Source organism: Pseudomonas sp. 43mfcvi1.1 (assembly GCF_900115935.1).
GTDB classification, from domain to species: Bacteria; Pseudomonadota; Gammaproteobacteria; order Pseudomonadales; family Pseudomonadaceae; genus Aquipseudomonas; species Aquipseudomonas bijieensis.
In genome coordinates, this window is sequence record NZ_UETT01000010.1 from 65,178 (window position 1) to 81,253 (window position 16,076).

Annotated in this window: 14 protein-coding genes; 9 read left to right on the plus strand and 5 right to left on the minus strand. The window is 62.1% G+C overall.

Translation table 11 applies throughout. The features are described 5' to 3' along the window. Position 1 precedes the first annotated feature (1 nt). From DTP52_RS19350 to DTP52_RS19395, 8 genes are all read left to right on the plus strand, one after another. A complete protein-coding gene (locus DTP52_RS19350; protein ID WP_109754787.1) occupies positions 2–1,450 on the plus strand; it encodes an alginate O-acetyltransferase in 1,449 nt (482 codons plus the stop codon). 23 nt (positions 1,451–1,473) lie between these two features. Continuing rightward, complete coding sequence (locus DTP52_RS19355) at positions 1,474–2,598, plus strand: mannuronate-specific alginate lyase (RefSeq protein WP_109754788.1); 1,125 nt, start codon at positions 1,474–1,476, stop codon at positions 2,596–2,598. A 223-nt stretch (positions 2,599–2,821) separates the two neighbouring features. After that, complete coding sequence (locus DTP52_RS19365; protein ID WP_109754790.1) at positions 2,822–4,387, plus strand: MBOAT family protein; 1,566 nt, start codon at positions 2,822–2,824, stop codon at positions 4,385–4,387. Between the two features lie 11 nt (positions 4,388–4,398). Continuing rightward, positions 4,399–5,574 (plus strand): alginate O-acetyltransferase, encoded by a 1,176-nt coding sequence (locus DTP52_RS19370; protein ID WP_109754791.1) that lies wholly within the window; start codon positions 4,399–4,401, stop codon positions 5,572–5,574. A gap of 14 nt (positions 5,575–5,588) precedes the next feature. Further along, positions 5,589–6,254: an alginate O-acetyltransferase AlgF gene (locus DTP52_RS19375; RefSeq protein WP_109754792.1), complete on the plus strand. Its 666-nt coding sequence runs from the start codon at positions 5,589–5,591 to the stop codon at positions 6,252–6,254. 217 nt (positions 6,255–6,471) lie between these two features. Next, positions 6,472–7,923, plus strand: coding sequence for a mannose-1-phosphate guanylyltransferase/mannose-6-phosphate isomerase (locus tag DTP52_RS19385; protein WP_109754793.1), 1,452 nt, complete (start codon positions 6,472–6,474; stop codon positions 7,921–7,923). Positions 7,924–8,084: 161 nt separating this feature from the next. After that, positions 8,085–8,549 carry a multidrug transporter gene (locus DTP52_RS19390; protein WP_109754794.1) on the plus strand — a complete coding sequence of 155 codons (465 nt, stop codon included), beginning with the start codon at positions 8,085–8,087 and terminating at the stop codon, positions 8,547–8,549. Between the two features lie 38 nt (positions 8,550–8,587). Then, the gene (locus DTP52_RS19395; protein ID WP_109754795.1) at positions 8,588–9,412 is read left to right on the plus strand and encodes an SDR family oxidoreductase; all 825 of its coding nucleotides are present in this window, start codon (positions 8,588–8,590) and stop codon (positions 9,410–9,412) included. 225 nt (positions 9,413–9,637) lie between these two features. On the opposite strand, the gene DTP52_RS19400 is transcribed toward DTP52_RS19395, so the two are convergent. From DTP52_RS19400 to DTP52_RS19415, 4 genes are read right to left on the minus strand one after another with little or no spacing between them, the layout of a single operon-like run. Then, positions 9,638–10,501, minus strand: coding sequence for an HlyD family secretion protein (locus tag DTP52_RS19400; protein WP_109754796.1), 864 nt, complete (start codon positions 10,499–10,501; stop codon positions 9,638–9,640). A 10-nt stretch (positions 10,502–10,511) separates the two neighbouring features. Further along, entirely contained in the window at positions 10,512–10,712 is a 201-nt protein-coding gene (locus DTP52_RS19405) for a DUF1656 domain-containing protein (RefSeq protein WP_024617598.1), read from the minus strand. Next, entirely contained in the window at positions 10,702–12,906 is a 2,205-nt protein-coding gene (locus DTP52_RS19410) for an FUSC family protein (RefSeq protein ID WP_109754938.1), read from the minus strand. The genes DTP52_RS19405 and DTP52_RS19410 overlap by 11 nt, the downstream gene beginning before the upstream one ends. A 7-nt stretch (positions 12,907–12,913) precedes the next feature. Continuing rightward, the gene (locus tag DTP52_RS19415; protein ID WP_109754797.1) at positions 12,914–14,386 is read right to left on the minus strand and encodes an efflux transporter outer membrane subunit; all 1,473 of its coding nucleotides are present in this window, start codon (positions 14,384–14,386) and stop codon (positions 12,914–12,916) included. A gap of 322 nt (positions 14,387–14,708) precedes the next feature. Here DTP52_RS19415 and DTP52_RS19420 point away from each other — a divergent pair, with 322 nt between their 5' ends. Then, positions 14,709–15,677, plus strand: a complete 969-nt coding sequence (locus DTP52_RS19420; protein WP_109754798.1) for a LysR family transcriptional regulator — start codon at positions 14,709–14,711, stop codon at positions 15,675–15,677. A gap of 29 nt (positions 15,678–15,706) precedes the next feature. Here the strand turns inward: DTP52_RS19420 and DTP52_RS19425 are convergent, their stop codons facing one another. After that, positions 15,707–15,964 (minus strand): hypothetical protein, encoded by a 258-nt coding sequence (locus DTP52_RS19425; protein ID WP_109754799.1) that lies wholly within the window; start codon positions 15,962–15,964, stop codon positions 15,707–15,709. Positions 15,965–16,076: the final 112 nt, after the last annotated feature.

Genomic DNA, 16,076 nt, shown 5'->3' on the forward strand with positions numbered 1-16,076 from the left:
TATGAACCCACAAATGATCAAACTCCTGGGCCTGTCCGCCCTGACTGCCGGCATTCTCGCCGCCGCAAGCGGCGCCCGCGCCGATGAAATCAAGGCCCCGACCTTCACGGCCGAACCGTGCTGCAACCTGTGCCCTGCCGCCCACGACGCGAAGAACTACACCACGCGCTACCAGCAGAACTTCACCACGCTGGTACAAGCCCAGGGTGACTGGCTGTTCCGGACCCAGGAAGACCTGCGTACCGAATTCAACACCACCCCCGCCGGTTACAAGCGCATGCAGCAGTTGCACGATGCGTTCAAGGCCAAAGGCGTCGAGCTGGTGATCGTCTACCAGCCAACCCGGGGCCTGGTAAACCGCAACAAGCTCAACCCACAGGAAAAGGCCGCTTTCGACTATGAGAAAGCCCTGACCAACTACAAATCCATGCTCGGCCGTTTCGCCCAGATGGGCTATGTGGTGCCGGACCTGTCGCCGCTGACCAACGAGAACCTGCCGGAAACCCTGCCGGCCCACGATTTCTATTTCCGTGGCGACCAGCACTGGACTCCGTACGGCGCCCAGCGCACGGCCAAGATCGTCGCCGAGAAGGTCAAGCAGATCCCGGCCTTCGCCGACATTCCCAAGCGTGAGTTCGAGACCAAGAAATCCGGCCGCATGGGCAAGACCGGCACCCTGCACAACATGGCCGGGCAACTGTGCGGCACCAGCTATGCGATCCAGTACATGGACCAGTTCACCACCGAACCCAAGGGCGAGGCTGGCGACGGCGACCTGTTCGGCGATTCCGGCAACCCGCAGATAACCCTCGTGGGCACCAGTCACAGCGGCAAGAACTACAACTTTGCCGGTTTCCTGGAAGAAGCCATCGGCGCCGACATTCTCAACGTCGCCTTCCCTGGTGGCGGCCTGGAAGGCGCGATGATCCAGTACCTGGGCAGCGAAGAGTTCCAGAAGAACCCGCCGAAAATCCTCATCTGGGAATTCTCGCCGCTGTATCGCCTGGACCAGGAAACCATCTACCGCCAGATGATGGCGCTGCTGGACAACAACGGCTGCGAAGGCAAGCCGGCACTCATGAGCAGCAAGACCGCGCTCAAGCCGGGCAAGAACGAATTGATGGTCAATAGCAAGAACATGGATCTGCGTAACAGCAGCCACCAAGTCGACATCCGCTTCGCCGACACCTCGGTGAAAACCTTGCAAGCCACCCTCTGGTACATGAATGGGCGCCACGAGGATATCAAGATCGAAAAACCGGATACCTCGGAAACCGACGGACGTTTCGCCTTCCAATTGCGTACTGATGACGACTGGGCTTCCCAGAACCTGCTGGCTGTAGAAGTCCAGGGACCTGAAGCCGGCAAGGAGCCACAGCAAGTGGAAGCGAAAATCTGCAAACGCAACGCATCTCCGCAAGCCGAACAAACGGCTCAAATCGGACAATGAGGTCTCGTCTCATGACTAGAACCATGCGCACCCGAACGTTGAAAACGCTGCTGGCGCCGTCCCTGCTGACCCTGGCGATGTTCGCCGGGGCCACGCAGGCGGCGGCCCCGCTGCGTCCGCCACAGGGTTACTTCGCACCGATCGAGAAGGTCAAGGTAGGCGAACCCGCCCAAGGCTGCGATGCCACGCCGACACCCTATACCGGCTCCCTGCAATTTCGCAGCAAGTACGAGGGCTCCGACAAGGCCCGCGCGACCCTGAACGTGCAGTCGGAAAAAGCCTTCCGTGACAGCACCGCCGACATCACCAAGATCGAGCGTGGCGTCAGCAAGCAGGTGATGCAATTCATGCGTGACGGTCGTCCCGAACAATTGGAATGCACTCTCAACTGGCTGACCGCGTGGGCCCAGGCCGATGCACTGATGTCCAAGGACTTCAACCACACCGGCAAGTCCATGCGCAAATGGGCGCTGGGCAGCATGGCTTCGGCCTATGTACGCCTGAAGTTCTCCGAGTCCCGCCCACTGGCCAATCACCAGGAGCAGGCGCAACTGATCGAAGGCTGGTTCAGCCGGATGGCCGATCAGGTGGTCAGCGACTGGGACAACCTGCCGCTGGACAAGACCAACAACCACTCCTACTGGGCCGCCTGGTCGGTGATGGCGACGTCCGTGGCAACCAACCGCCGCGACCTGTTCGATTGGGCCGTCAAGGAATACAAGGTCGGCGTCAACCAGGTCGATGCGGACGGTTTCCTGCCCAACGAACTCAAGCGCAAGCAACGGGCCCTGTCCTACCACAACTACGCGTTGCCGCCGCTGGCGATGATCGCCAGTTTCGCCCAGGTCAACGGCGTAGACCTGCGCCAGGAAAACAACGGTGCCCTCAAGCGACTGGGTGATCGGGTGCTGGCCGGGGTGAAAGACCCGGACATCTTCGAAGAGAAGAACGGCGACGAGCAGGACATGAAGGACCTGAAGATCGATTCGAAATTCGCCTGGCTCGAACCGTTCTGCAGCCTCTACACCTGTTCCGAGGATGTGCTGGAGCGCAAGCACGAAATGCAACCGTTCAAGACTTTCCGCCTCGGCGGGGACTTGACCAAGGTGTATGACCCGTCACGGGAGAAAGGCGAAAAGGGAAGCTGACACCACTCACCCTGCCGACAGGGAAACCTGTGGGAGCGAGCCTGCTCGCGATAGCGGTCTGACATTCGCCAAGGATGTCGACTGATACACCGTCATCGCGAGCAGGCTCGCTCCCACAAGGGGAGTTGGGTCTGTTCCGAATGTAATGAAGCCCCCCGGTTTTCATGGGGGGGTTTGGGGGGGCTCTGGCCCTTGACTGTTGATTCAACATGGAGAGATCGGGATGGTATTTTCATCCAACGTGTTCCTGTTCCTGTTCCTGCCGATCTTTCTCGGCTTGTACTACTTGAGCGGGCAACGCTACCGCAACCTGCTGCTGCTGATCGCCAGTTACGTGTTCTATGCCTGGTGGCGAGTGGACTTCCTGGCGCTGTTCGCCGGCGTGACCCTGTGGAACTACTGGATCGGCCTGAAAGTCGGCGCCGCGGGTGTGCGCACCAAACCGGCCCAGCGCTGGCTGTTGCTCGGCGTGGGCGTGGACTTGGCCATCCTGGGCTATTTCAAGTACGCCAACTTCGGCGTGGATAGCCTCAACGCAATCATCACCGGCTTCGGTCTCAACCCGTTCATCCTGACCCACGTGCTGTTGCCGATCGGGATCTCGTTCTACATCTTCGAGTCCATCAGCTACATCATCGACGTCTATCGCGGTGACACACCGGCCACCCGCAACCTGATCGACTTCGCGGCGTTCGTGGCGATTTTCCCGCACCTGATCGCCGGCCCCGTGCTGCGTTTCCGCGACCTGGCCGACCAGTTCAACAACCGTACCCACACCCTGGACAAGTTCTCCGAAGGCTGCACCCGCTTCATGCAGGGCTTCATCAAGAAAGTGTTCATCGCCGACACCCTGGCGGTCGTGGCCGACCATTGCTTCGCCTTGCAAAACCCGACCACGGGCGATGCCTGGCTCGGCGCCCTGGCCTACACCGCGCAGCTGTACTTCGACTTCTCCGGCTACAGCGACATGGCCATCGGCCTGGGCCTGATGATGGGTTTCCGTTTCATGGAAAACTTCAAGCAGCCCTACATCAGCCAGTCGATCACCGAGTTCTGGCGCCGCTGGCATATCAGCCTCTCCACCTGGCTGCGCGATTACCTCTACATCACCCTGGGCGGTAACCGCAAAGGCACGTTGATGACCTATCGCAACCTGTTCCTGACCATGCTGCTCGGTGGTCTGTGGCACGGCGCGAACATCACCTACGTGATCTGGGGTGCCTGGCACGGTATCTGGCTGGCCATCGAGAAGGCCGTGGGCATCAACACCACACCACGCAGCATCAACCCGATCCGCTGGGCGCTGACCTTCCTGCTGGTGGTCATGGGCTGGGTGATTTTCCGTGCCGAGAACCTGCACGTGGCCGGTCGCATGTACGGCGCCATGTTCAGCTTCGGCGACTGGTCGCTATCGGAACTGACCCGCGCCAACCTCACCGGCCTGCAGATCGCGACGCTGGTGGTGGCCTACATCACCCTCGCCTTCTTCGGCCTGCGGGACTTCTACACCAACCGTCCGCCGCTCAAGACCAAGCCCGAGGTCAACACCGAGGCCAACGGCCCGGCCACCGCGCAACCGGGGATGATCAAGGCCGTACCGGGTGACAACCCATCGACGATCCATGAACCGGGCTACACCGTGGGTGTCGAAGCCCAGGTGCAACCTGCCTACTGGACCGTGGACTGGTCACGCTACGTGATGCGCGCCCTGGTACTGCTGCTGTTCATCGCCTCGATTCTCAAACTCTCGGCGCAAAGCTTCTCGCCGTTCCTTTACTTCCAGTTCTGAGGGATCTGAATATGACCCGCTCATTACGCATCTTTTACATCGCACTGTTCATGCTGATCCTGACAGCGCTGGGCCTGTGGTCGATGCGCAGCTTCTTCGGCTTCAACACCAACCCCGACGCGACCGTGCTCAACGGGCGCTGGGCCAAGGCCGTGGAAACGCACTACGACGACGAGTTCCCGATCAAGCGCCTGGGCACCAACATCTGGGCCGCGCTGGACTACAAGCTGTTCAACGAAGGCCGTAAAGGCGTGGTCCTGGGCCGTGACCAGTGGCTGTACAGCGACGAAGAGTTCAACCCGATCGTCAACGAAGAGCTGAACCTGCAAGGCAACTACGCACTGGTCGAAGGCGTGCGCCAGAAGCTCAAGGAACAAGGCATCACCCTGGTGATGGCGATCATACCGGCCAAGGCTCGCCTGTATCCGGAGCACCTGGGTGACGTGAAGCCATCGAGCATTCACGCCAACCTTTACCAGGACTTCCACGCTCGCGTGGCGGCCGACAAGATCCTCGCCCCTGACCTGCTCGGCCCGCTGCAACAGGCCAAGCAAAGCGGCCAGCAAGTGTTCCTGCGCACCGACACCCACTGGACCCCGGAAGGTGCCCAGGTCGCTGCCGAGAACCTGGCCAAGGCCATTGCCGAGAAATCACCGCTCAACGGCGAGCCGCAACGCTTCGTCACCGAGCCTGCGGAGAAAATCACCCACAAGGGCGACCTGCGTCAGTTCCTGCCCCTGGATCCGCTGTTCGAAAACCTGATGCCGGCCCAGGAACCGCTGGTCAAGCGCAATACCCGCGAAGCCGACGACCAGCCGGCCGGCGGCGACGCGCTGTTCGCTGACGCCCAGGTGCCCGTGGCCCTGATCGGCACCAGCTACAGCGCCAACCCTACCTGGAACTTCGTCGGTGCACTCAAGCAAGCCCTGCACAGCGACGTCGTGAACTACGCCGAAGACGGCCACGGCCCGATTCTGCCGATGCTCAGCTACCTCAAGAGCGATGCCTTCAAGAACAGCCCGCCACAGGTGCTGATCTGGGAGTTCCCTGAACGTTATCTGCCCGTGAACAACGAAATCGGCGACGCCGACCCACAGTGGGTCGCAGAGCTCAAACAAGCCGGTGCGCGCCAACAGAACGTAGCCGCCAACACCCCATCCGAGACGCCCGACCGGGCGCAAAACTGAAAGAGAGGTCCACCATGACTTTCAACACTACTCCTCGCCGTCTCGCTGCTCGCTCCTTCAAGGCCGTTGCCCTCGTCGCCAGCATGAGCGCCCTTTCCCTGTCAGCCTTTGCCGGTGACTCGGCCCTGTACGGCCCGGTCGCGCCAAAAGGCTCGAGCTTCGTGCGGGTCTATAACGCCGCCAACGCCGAAGTCAGCGCCACCGTCGGCAGCACCAACATCAGCGACGTAGCTCCCTTGGCCAGCAGCGACTTCAGCTTCATGCCCGGTGGCGACTACAGCGCCAAGGTCGGCAGCCAGACCGTGCCGGTGAAACTGGCTTCCGATCACTATTACACCCTGGTCAACAACGCAAGCGGCCAGCCTCAACTGATCGAGGAACCGCCGTTCAAGAACAAGCAGAAGTCCCTGGTCCGCGTGCAGAACCTCAGCGACAAGGCTCTGACCCTCAAGACCGCCGATGGCAAGACCGAAGTGGTGCCGAACGTCGCGGCCAAAGGTCGTGGCGAGCGTGAAATCAACCCCGTCAAGGTGACCCTGGCGCTGTTCGAAGGCGACAAGAAAGTCGGCGACCTCAAGCCCGTGGCCCTGGAACGCGGCGAAGCGGCCGTGCTGTACGTCACCGGTTCAGGCAGCAGCCTGTCGCCAGTGTGGGTGAAACGCCCAGTGTCGACCCGCTGATGAATTCGCCTGATTGACGCTGTACCCCTGTGGGAGCGGGCTTGCTCGCGAATACGGTCTCACATTCAACATTGATGTTGGCTGAACCACCGCTTTCGCGAGCAAGCCCGCTCCCACCCTGAATCGGGGTGTCATTCGGGTACGGAACAAAAACAAGAGAGTGAAACGACAGAACGCAGTAGCTCTAACAACCATTTCGCTTCAAGGAGTAACAAACATGATTCCGGTGATCTTGTCAGGTGGTAGTGGCTCACGTCTTTGGCCGCTTTCGCGCAAGCAATTCCCTAAACAGTTCCTGGCCCTGACCGGCGAACACACCCTGTTCCAGCAGACCCTCGAGCGCCTGGTGTTCGAAGGCATGGACACGCCGATCGTGGTCTGCAACAAAGACCACCGGTTCATCGTCAACGAGCAACTGAGCAACCGCAAACTGGAAGCCCAGCGCATCCTGATGGAACCGTTCGGGCGCAACACCGCACCGGCCGTGGCACTGACCGCGATGATGCTGGTCAATGAAGGTCGCGACGAGCTGATGCTGGTGCTGCCGGCCGACCATGTGATCGAAGACCAGAAAGCCCTGCAACGCGCCCTGGCCCTGGCCACCGTGGCCGCCGAGCGTGGCGAAATGGTGCTGTTCGGCGTACCGGCCACCAAACCGGAAACCGGCTACGGCTACATCAAGTCGACCAACGATGCGCTGCTGCCTGAAGGCGTGAGCCGCGTCTCGCACTTCGTCGAAAAACCCGACGTCAAGCGCGCCACCGAGTTCGTCGAGGCCGGCGGGTATTTCTGGAACAGCGGCATGTTCCTGTTCCGTGCCAGCCGCTTCCTCGAAGAGCTGAAAAAGCACGATCCGGATATCTACGACACCTGCCTGCTGACTCTGGAGCGCAGTGAGCAGACCCCGGATACCATCACCTTCGACGAAGCCACCTTCGCCTGCTGCCCAGACAACTCCATCGACTACGCGGTGATGGAAAAGACCCAGCGCGCCTGTGTGGTCCCACTGTCGGCCGGTTGGAGTGATGTCGGCTGCTGGTCGTCGCTGTGGGAAGTCAATGCCAAGGACGCCAACGGCAACGTCACCAAGGGCGACGTGGTCGTCCAGGACAGCCGCAACTGCATGATCCACGGCAACGGCAAGCTGGTGTCGGTGATTGGCCTGGACAACATCGTGGTGGTCGAAACCAAGGACGCCATGATGATCGCCCACAAGGACAAGGTCCAAGGTGTCAAGCAGATGGTCAACACCCTCAACGCCCAGGGCCGCACCGAGACCCAGAACCACTGCGAGGTCTATCGTCCGTGGGGTTCCTATGACTCGGTGGACATGGGCGGTCGTTTCCAGGTCAAGCACATCTCGGTCAAGCCGGGCGCGTGCCTGTCGCTGCAGATGCACCACCACCGCGCCGAACACTGGATCGTGGTCAGCGGCACCGCTGAAGTGACCTGCGATGAGAACGTGTTCCTGCTCTGCGAAAACCAGTCGACCTATATCCCGATCGCGTCGGTCCACCGCCTGCGCAACCCGGGCAAGATCCCGCTGGAAATCATCGAAGTGCAGTCTGGCAGCTACCTGGGCGAAGACGACATCGAGCGTTTCGAGGACATCTACGGTCGTTCCACCCCGGTTGAGCGCGGCGTCTCGGTGAAAACCATCGCGCAGTAAACCTTTGCAAAAGAGAAGCCCCCGTCCAGCCCACTGCGTCCCCTATCCGCAGTGGGTTGGGTGGGGGCTTTTTTTTGCCCGCACATGCCGAGCAGCATCATCGCTTCAACACCTGCCACTCTCTTCGGTAGGATGGGCCTACGGTATCGGAGGCTTCAACCATGCTTATCGGCGTCTTGCTGGTTATCACCTGGCTCATCCTGCTGCTGCGCTACCCGGCCAAGGCCTTGCCGGTATCCCTGGCGGCGTTCATCGGCCTGGGCCTGGTCGCCGCGTGGGTGCTCTGGCAGGAAAACCGCGAGACCCGCCAATTGGAGCGCCTGGAGTTGCGCATCAGCTATGCCCCCGGGCAATGCCCCGCCGACCGGCCGCTGTCGCTGACCATAAAAAACACCAATGACGTGCCGCTGATCGAACTGCAGTGGCGGGTCGCGGCCTATGCGCCTGGCGACACCATCAACCTCGCCGACAGCCCCTACGACGCACCGCGCTACCGTGGCCCGGGCGAATTGCAGGCAGGGGCCGATTGGCAAGACTGCCTGCCGCTGCCGCCCCTGCGCCCAGGGTATCGCCCACAGACCCTGGAGTTTCGCGCCGAGCGATTGCACGGTAGCTTTTCCAATTGATTGCCCTGCCCCCCACTTTTTTGCATAAGGAATGCACCATGCCTGTTGCGTTGATTACCGGATGTTCCAGCGGCATTGGCCGCGCCCTCGCCGATGCCTTCAAGGCTGCGGGTTATCAGGTCTGGGCCACGGCGCGCAAGACTGACGACGTGGCGACACTCGCCACCGCCGGGTTCACCGCCGTGCAACTGGACGTTAACGACGGCCCAGCCCTGGAACAACTGAACGAGCGGATCAATCAGCAGCATGGCGGGCTGGATGTGCTGGTCAACAATGCCGGCTACGGTGCCATGGGCCCGCTGCTGGACGGTGGCGTGCCGGCCATGCAGCGGCAGTTCGAAACCAATGTGTTCGCCATCGTCGGCGTGACGCGCGCGCTGTTTCCGGTGTTGCGCCGCGCTCGGGGGCTGGTGGTGAACATCGGCAGCGTGTCCGGCGTGCTGGTCACGCCGTTTGCCGGCGCCTACTGCGCCTCGAAGGCCGCGGTGCACGCCTTGAGCGATGCCTTGCGCATGGAACTGGCGCCGTTCGGCATTCGCGTGATGGAAGTCCAGCCCGGCGCGATAGCCTCCAGCTTCGCCAAGAATGCCGGCCATGAAGCCGAACAGCTGATCAGCGAACAATCGCCCTGGTGGCCCCTGCGCGACGGCATCCGCGCCCGGGCCAAGGCCTCCCAGGACAACCCGACCCCGGCCAACGAATTCGCCGCCGGCCTGCTCAAGGCCGTGCAACAACCCAAGCCTCCGCGCCTGTTGCGCCTGGGCAACGGCAGCCGGTCACTGCCCTTGATGGCCGGGTGGCTGCCCAAGGGGCTTCTGGAGAAGGGGTTGATGAAGCGGTTTGGGTTGGGCCGGTCGTTGTAAGTACCGGAGGAGTAACAGGCATTACTTCTGTGGCGAGAGGATTGGGAGCGAACACAAAACTCATGCTCACCGCAGATCCAGTGTGGGAGCGGGCTTGCTCGCGAAGGCGCCGGCACAGCCAACCTCAGTGCAAGCTGAGCCAACGCTTTCGCGAGCAAGCCCGCTCCCACAGGGGATCTGTGGTGTGTATCAAATCTCACCATCACCCACAAATGATGCGATGCCTCAGCGATTGTCGTGGGGCTCGACCACCACCGTACAGGTCATCCCCGCCGCCAGCAGCACACCTTCCGGCACTTCGTCGAGATGAATCCGCACCGGCACCCGCTGGGCCAGGCGCACCCAGTTGAAGGTCGGGTTGACGTCGGCGATCAATTCGCGGCTTTCAGGGTTGTCACGGTCGTAGATGCCGCGGGAGATGCTTTCCACGTGTCCCTTGAGCATTTCGCCGCTCATGAGCTGCAACTGCGCCGAATCACCAACCCGCACCTTGGGCAGTTTGGTCTCTTCGAAGTAGCCATAGACCCAGAACGAATTCATGTCCACCACGGCCATCTTCGCCTCGCCGATGCGCGCATAGTCGCCACGGTGCACGTTGAGGTTGGTGACGTAACCGTCCACCGCCGCGCGGACTTCGGTGCGCGCCAGGTTCAGCTCGGCCGCCTCCAGTTGCGCCTGGGCCTGCTGGTAATCGGCCAGGGCCGAGTCGGCGATGTTGCTGGCGTCGTCGCGGTTTTCCCGGGAGATCACCAGGCTGTCCAGGTCGGCGCGGCGATGGGCGTTGACCTTGCGCATCTCCCAGGTGGCCTTGCGCGACGCCACCAGGGAACGCGCCTGCTTCACGGCGATGCGGTAATGCTCGGGATCGATGCGCAGCAGCAGGTCGCCCTTTTTTACGATTTGGTTGTCGCGTACCGGCACCTCGACCACCTCGCCGCTGACATCGGCGGCGACGTTGATGATGTCGGCCCGCACCCGACCATCGCGGGTCCAGGGGGTGTTCATGTAATGCACCCATAACGTACGGCCAATCCACAGGGCCAGGGCCAGCACCAACAGTGTCGCCAGCAGGCTGAAAAACTTTTTCATCGCATCGATCTCAACGGTAGACCGTCAGCGCCAGCGCGCCGAACAGGCAGGTAAACAGACTCAGGCGCAGCAACGCCGGGTGCCAGAAGAAGCGGTACAGGTCCAGCCCCGACAGGAAGCGGTCCAACGCCCAGGCCAGAGCGGCGGCGATGAAGAACATCAAGGTCATGGTGGGCATGTACACGCCATGGAAGGCGATCTCACGGGGCATGTTCAGGTTCCTGGGACAGCGGTGTGGCAGGCGGCATGGCATAGCCGGCCAATGGCGATTGCGGGTCGAGCAGCGAGGTACGGATGAAATGCAGGTAGCTTTTCACCCGACGCAGGGCCGAGGTGTCGAAATGCGGAGCGAAGGGTTCGTCGGTGGCCTGCACACGGCTGATGGCGTGATCCACTGCCACCAGGGCACGCTCCAGATTGCTCTGGCTCGGCTGGCGGAACAGCCGCACCAGTGCCCGCCCCATCACGCGGATCGCCTGGCGCCACGGCTGGCTTTCGGCATAAGCCGGATGCACGGGCAAAATCGCCTGCTCCTTGCGCAACTCGATAATCGCGTGGCCAACCTCCAGCACCACGAACATCCAGCGCAGCAATCCCCGTTGCACCTGGGGCTGCCCCGCCGCCAGCCCGTAGGCTTGGTGCAGCAAGTCGCGGGTACCGCTTTCGAAGCTCGACGCCAGGCCCTTGAGCTTGCCGCTGATGGCAAACACCACTTGCTCGCGCAGGTCCTGCTCCAACCGGCGCCACAACCAGCGGCTGTTGGGCGGCAGGATGATTGCCCCAGCCGCCGCACATACCAGCATGCCGAGGATCATCGCGATGTAGTCGTTGATGAACGCGTAGGGGTTGTAGACCGTCAGGTTGTCCGGCACCGAACCGGTGCTGAAAAAGATCAGCAGCCCCAGCCCGACTCCGGCGTATTGCGGCCTGGAACTGAGGAACGAACCGAGCATGATCACTGGCGCCAGCATCACGCAAAGCAACGGGAAGCCATCGATCAACGGGAAGATGAAAAACATCTCGACGAAGCCGATCAACGCCCCGAACAACGTGCCGCAGGCCATCTGGAACGCCATGCGCTTGGGGTTGGGCGTCGCGGCCGACAAGCCCACCGTGGCGGCGGCGATCATCGTCATGGTCGCGCCGCTCGGCCAAGCCGTGGCGACCCAGTAACTACCCAGCACCAACAGGATGAAGGCGGCACGAATACCCGATGCCGTGGCAGCCAACCAGTTGGTCTGCGGCACGAATGGTTCGTCCCAGCGCTCACGTTCGTGGCGATGATCGGCCAGGGATGCATGGGTCAGGGCATAGCCATGCAGATCGTCGACGAAGCGATAAAGCAGCTCGTAGGCGGTATGGAAATCCAACTGCTGCCCATCACTGGGTTCCGTTTCCTGGAACAACGCTCGCAGCCGTCGTACCTGGGCCGGCAGTTCGGCCTTATAGTCGGCCAGCGCCACCGCCAGACGGGCCGCATCGGCGTCGGTCAGGGCGCGGCCACTGAAGCCGTCGAGCAGTTCAGCCAAGGTTTGCAAACCCGGCTTGATGGCGTTGACCACGTGATCCGCCGCACTGCCGCGCAAGCGTTCGAGTAATTGGTGCAAGGCGTTGAAGCGGGTGGTGACGCCCATGAACTCGCTGTTCAAACGACTGAGCCGGCCATTGCGCCGACGCATGTGCGGGTCTTCGAACACGGTCACGCTGCGCAGGCTTTCCAGGCCGACGGCTTCAGCGATGAAGCCCACGTTACGCGCCTCGAAGGCCTCCCGCTGGCTGCGCCCACGCAGGCCATCGGTCACGAACAGGGCAAATACCCCAAAGCGCTGGTACAAGGCATTGCGCATGGCGGCGCTGGCGGTTTGCGGCAGGATCGCGGCGCTGACCAGGGTAGCGCAGAGAATTCCCAGGGATATCTCCAGCACCCGCCAGACCGCCGCCATGAACGCGCCTTCCGGATGGGCCAGGGCTGGCAGGCCGATCATCGCCGCGGTGTAGCCGGCCAGCACAAAACCGTAGGCCCGGAAGTTGCGGTAACGCGCCGCCCCCGCCGAACAGAGGCCAACCCAGATCGCCAGGCAACCGAGAAACGGCTCGGTGTTCTGGGCAAACAAGGCGATCAACGCCACCATCACCGCCGAGCCGGCCAGGGTACCGAGCAAGCGATAGAAGCTCTTGGCGAACACCTGCCCGCTCTGGGGCTGCATGACAATGAATACGGTGATCATGGCCGTGCGCGGTTGGGGCAGTTCCAGGCGCATCGCCAGCCACAAGGTCAAAAACGCAGCAAACAGGACCTTGAAGATATAGACCCAGGTCACCCCGTCGCTGCGGGCCCAGTCGAAGAAACCACGGCGCCACTCGAGGCGATAGAGCCGGCGGGCAGGAGCGAGTAAAGACATCACAATAGAACTACTCTGCATGGCTCAAGTCGGGGGAATCGTTACCGGCTTCCAGCCCCCCGCCCAACGCCGTCACCAGGTCGGCATGGGCACTCAAGCGCGCCGCCTGCACCTGCTGTTGCACCTGTTGCTGCTTGAACAACAGGCTTTGGGCGTTGAGCACGTTGAGGTAATCCGTCAGCCCGCGCTGGAACGCCACCAGCGCAATATCGTAAGTGCGCTGGGCGGCCGCCACCGATTCAGCGGCGAAGGCTTGTTGCTTGTCCATCGATTCACGCCGGATCAACTGATCGGAAATCCCCTTGAGGGCATTCACCAGTGTCTGGTTGTAGTGGGCCACGGCGATGTCATAGCCGGCCGCCGCCTCGCCCAACTGCGAACGCAAGCGCCCACCGTCGAAGATCGGCAACGTGATCGCCGGCCCGACGTTGTAGGTGAGCTTCTTGCCGGTCAAGAACTCCAGCGCCCCGCCGCCGGTGGCCATGTAGCCGATGCTGCCCACCAGGTCGACGTTGGGATAAAAACCGGCGCGAGCCACATCGATACCCCGCGCCTGAGCTGCCACTTGCCAACGCCCGGCCACCACATCCGGACGCTGGCCGAGCAGCTCGGCGGGCAAGGCCGACGGCAACTTCAAAGGTGCGCCGAGGGCCAGGGTGGGTCGTTGCAACTGGCCGCCCGCTCCCGGTCCCTTGCCCGCCAGTGCCGCCAACTGATTGCGGCTCAAGGCAATGGCTTCGTCCAGGGCGTCGAGTTGGCGATGGGTCTCAGGCAACGGCGCCTGGGCCTGGCTGACTTCGAAATGGGTGCCGATGCCGCCATCCAGGCGCTTTTGCGCCAGCTCTAGAATCTGCTCTTGTTGATGGAGGGTCGCGGCGACGATATCGCGCTGGGCGTAGTGCAACGAAAACTGGATGTATGCGCGCACGATGTTGCTCTGCAATTCCAGTTGCGCCTGCCGCGCCTCAGCGACACTGACATGGGCCAGGTCCACCGCCCGTTCACTGGCATTACGCTCGCGCCCCCACAGGTCCAGGGCGTAACTCAAGCCCAGGCCGGCGTTGTTGTCCCAGGTGGTGGTGTCGGCGAGCTCGCCCGGGCCATAGAACTGATCGGTGGGCCAGTTGTGACGCTTGAGGGTCGCCTGGCCATTGATCTGCAGCGACTCGGCGGCCTCGACCACGCCGGCCAAGGCCTTGGCCTGGCGTACCCGGGCAGCGGCCATGGCCAGGCTCGGGCTACCTTGCACGGCCAGGTCGATCCAGCGATTCAACTGCGGGTCGCCATAGGCGTTCCACCACTGGTGGGTAGGCCAGTGGGCATCGCGGGCGGCATCGCGGATGGCCGCATCGGTAGCCAATTGGTTGGCCGGTAACACCTGGCTTTGCGGCCCAATCCCTCCTGTCCCGATGCAACCGCTGATGGTTAATGTCAGAACCCAAACACTGAGAGTCTTCAGCTCTCTGCTGATGCAACGCGGCACTTGCGCAAAATTCCTGAGATGGAGAGGCATGAAGCGATCATGAGGATGCATGCCTGGTAACACACTTGTGGGAGCGAGCCTGCTCGCGATGGCGTCCGGCCAGACACATCGAAGGTGGATGTGGTGCCCCCATCGCGAGCAGGCTCGCTCCCACAAGGAGTCAATAGGTCCAGGATTGGCGGCAATTCTAGGCATCGCCCTCCCCGGCGATAAGCCGACCTTTCTGTGAATCTTTGTTACCGTTAACGCGATAATCCATTAGTCGGGTCCCGCAGCTCTGTAACTTCGTGTCACAATTTGCCACCTCCCAAGAGAGCCCTCCATGGACACCTTGCAAAACATGCGCGCGTTCAGCTGTGTTGCCGAAGCCGGCAGTTTCACCGCCGCCGCCGTGCAACTGGATACCACCACAGCCAACGTCTCGCGTGCGGTTTCCAATCTGGAAGCCCACCTGCAAACCCGCCTGCTCAACCGTACCACTCGCCGGATCGCCCTGACCGAGGCGGGTAAACGCTACTTGTTGCGTTGCGAGCAGATCCTGGCTTATGTCGAAGAAGCGGAAGCCGAGGCCAGCGATGCCCACGCGCGACCGGCCGGGCAGTTGAAGGTCCACACGATGACCGGCATCGGCCAGCATTTCGTGATCGACGCCATCGCCCGTTACCGCAAGACGCATCCGGATGTGACCTTCGACCTGACCCTGGCCAACCGGGTGCCGGACATCCTCGACGAGGGCTATGACGTCTCCATCGTGCTCGCCAGCGAGCTGCCGGATTCGGGTTTTGTCTCCCAGCGCCTGGGGATTACCTACAGCATCGTCTGCGCGTCGCCCGCCTACGTGAAAGCCAGCGGCTGCCCGCAAAAACCCAGCGACCTGCTCAACCACGCCTGCCTGCGCCTGGTCAGCCCGGTCATTCCGCTGGAAAAATGGGTGTTCGACGGCCCGGAAGGCCAGGAGATGGTCACCATCAACAGCTCACCGTTCCTGGTCAATTCCGCCGACGCGATGAAAACCGCGATCACCAGCGGCATGGGCGTGGGGGTACTGCCGGTGTACGCCGCCATCGAAGGCTTGCGCAACGGCACGCTGGTGCGGGTCATGCCCAACTACCGCTCCCAGGAACTGAACCTCTATGCCATCTACCCGTCGCGCCAATACCTGGATGCGAAGATCAAGACCTGGGTCGAGTACCTGCGAGGCTCGTTGCCGGAAATCCTCGCGGCGCACCAGTCTGAGCTGGCGGCTTACGAATTGAGTGGAAAGCTGGCTGGCGCACGGGTCGCGAACTGAGATCACCCCGTGCGTGAAGAAGGATGATTTCAGCGCTTGCCCATCGAACGACGCGTGCCGGGAGGCGCAGCGCCCGGGGTCTTGGTATGACCATTCTTCGCGCCGTTCTTGTACCACGGCTGTTGCCCGGCACCCTTGGCCGCAGCCAGCTCACCAGGTTTGAACGGGAATTTGAAGGCCGGAATCGGCGCTTTGACGTCCTCGGCGCTGGAAACATCGCTGTGGGACAAATCGGCCTGTTCGCCGCCAGGGAGTTCGTCCGCAGGCGAAGATGTCGGGGAATTCATGTAGGGCTCCGGGTCATGCATGCCAGTCGGGCCCGAAGAGCGAGCCGCGAAAGGCGGCAGTATACCTGGCCGATATCACAGCGCGCAGGGCAGTTTCATCCAGCACAACCAT

What these genes read in the sequence shown, in the direction of transcription:
- DTP52_RS19390 (WP_109754794.1), top strand. Translation starts at nt 8,085, where the DNA reads ATGCTTATCGGCGTCTTGCTGGTTATCACCTGGCTCATCCTGCTGCTG.
- DTP52_RS19385 (WP_109754793.1), top strand. Translation starts at nt 6,472, where the DNA reads ATGATTCCGGTGATCTTGTCAGGTGGTAGTGGCTCACGTCTTTGGCCG.
- DTP52_RS19420 (WP_109754798.1), top strand. Translation starts at nt 14,709, where the DNA reads ATGGACACCTTGCAAAACATGCGCGCGTTCAGCTGTGTTGCCGAAGCC.
- DTP52_RS19365 (WP_109754790.1), top strand. Translation starts at nt 2,822, where the DNA reads ATGGTATTTTCATCCAACGTGTTCCTGTTCCTGTTCCTGCCGATCTTT.
- DTP52_RS19395 (WP_109754795.1), top strand. Translation starts at nt 8,588, where the DNA reads ATGCCTGTTGCGTTGATTACCGGATGTTCCAGCGGCATTGGCCGCGCC.
- DTP52_RS19350 (WP_109754787.1), top strand. Translation starts at nt 2, where the DNA reads ATGAACCCACAAATGATCAAACTCCTGGGCCTGTCCGCCCTGACTGCC.
- DTP52_RS19400 (WP_109754796.1), bottom strand. Translation starts at nt 10,501, where the DNA reads ATGAAAAAGTTTTTCAGCCTGCTGGCGACACTGTTGGTGCTGGCCCTG.
- DTP52_RS19425 (WP_109754799.1), bottom strand. Translation starts at nt 15,964, where the DNA reads ATGAATTCCCCGACATCTTCGCCTGCGGACGAACTCCCTGGCGGCGAA.
- DTP52_RS19405 (WP_024617598.1), bottom strand. Translation starts at nt 10,712, where the DNA reads ATGCCCCGTGAGATCGCCTTCCATGGCGTGTACATGCCCACCATGACC.
- DTP52_RS19375 (WP_109754792.1), top strand. Translation starts at nt 5,589, where the DNA reads ATGACTTTCAACACTACTCCTCGCCGTCTCGCTGCTCGCTCCTTCAAG.
- DTP52_RS19355 (WP_109754788.1), top strand. Translation starts at nt 1,474, where the DNA reads ATGCGCACCCGAACGTTGAAAACGCTGCTGGCGCCGTCCCTGCTGACC.
- DTP52_RS19370 (WP_109754791.1), top strand. Translation starts at nt 4,399, where the DNA reads ATGACCCGCTCATTACGCATCTTTTACATCGCACTGTTCATGCTGATC.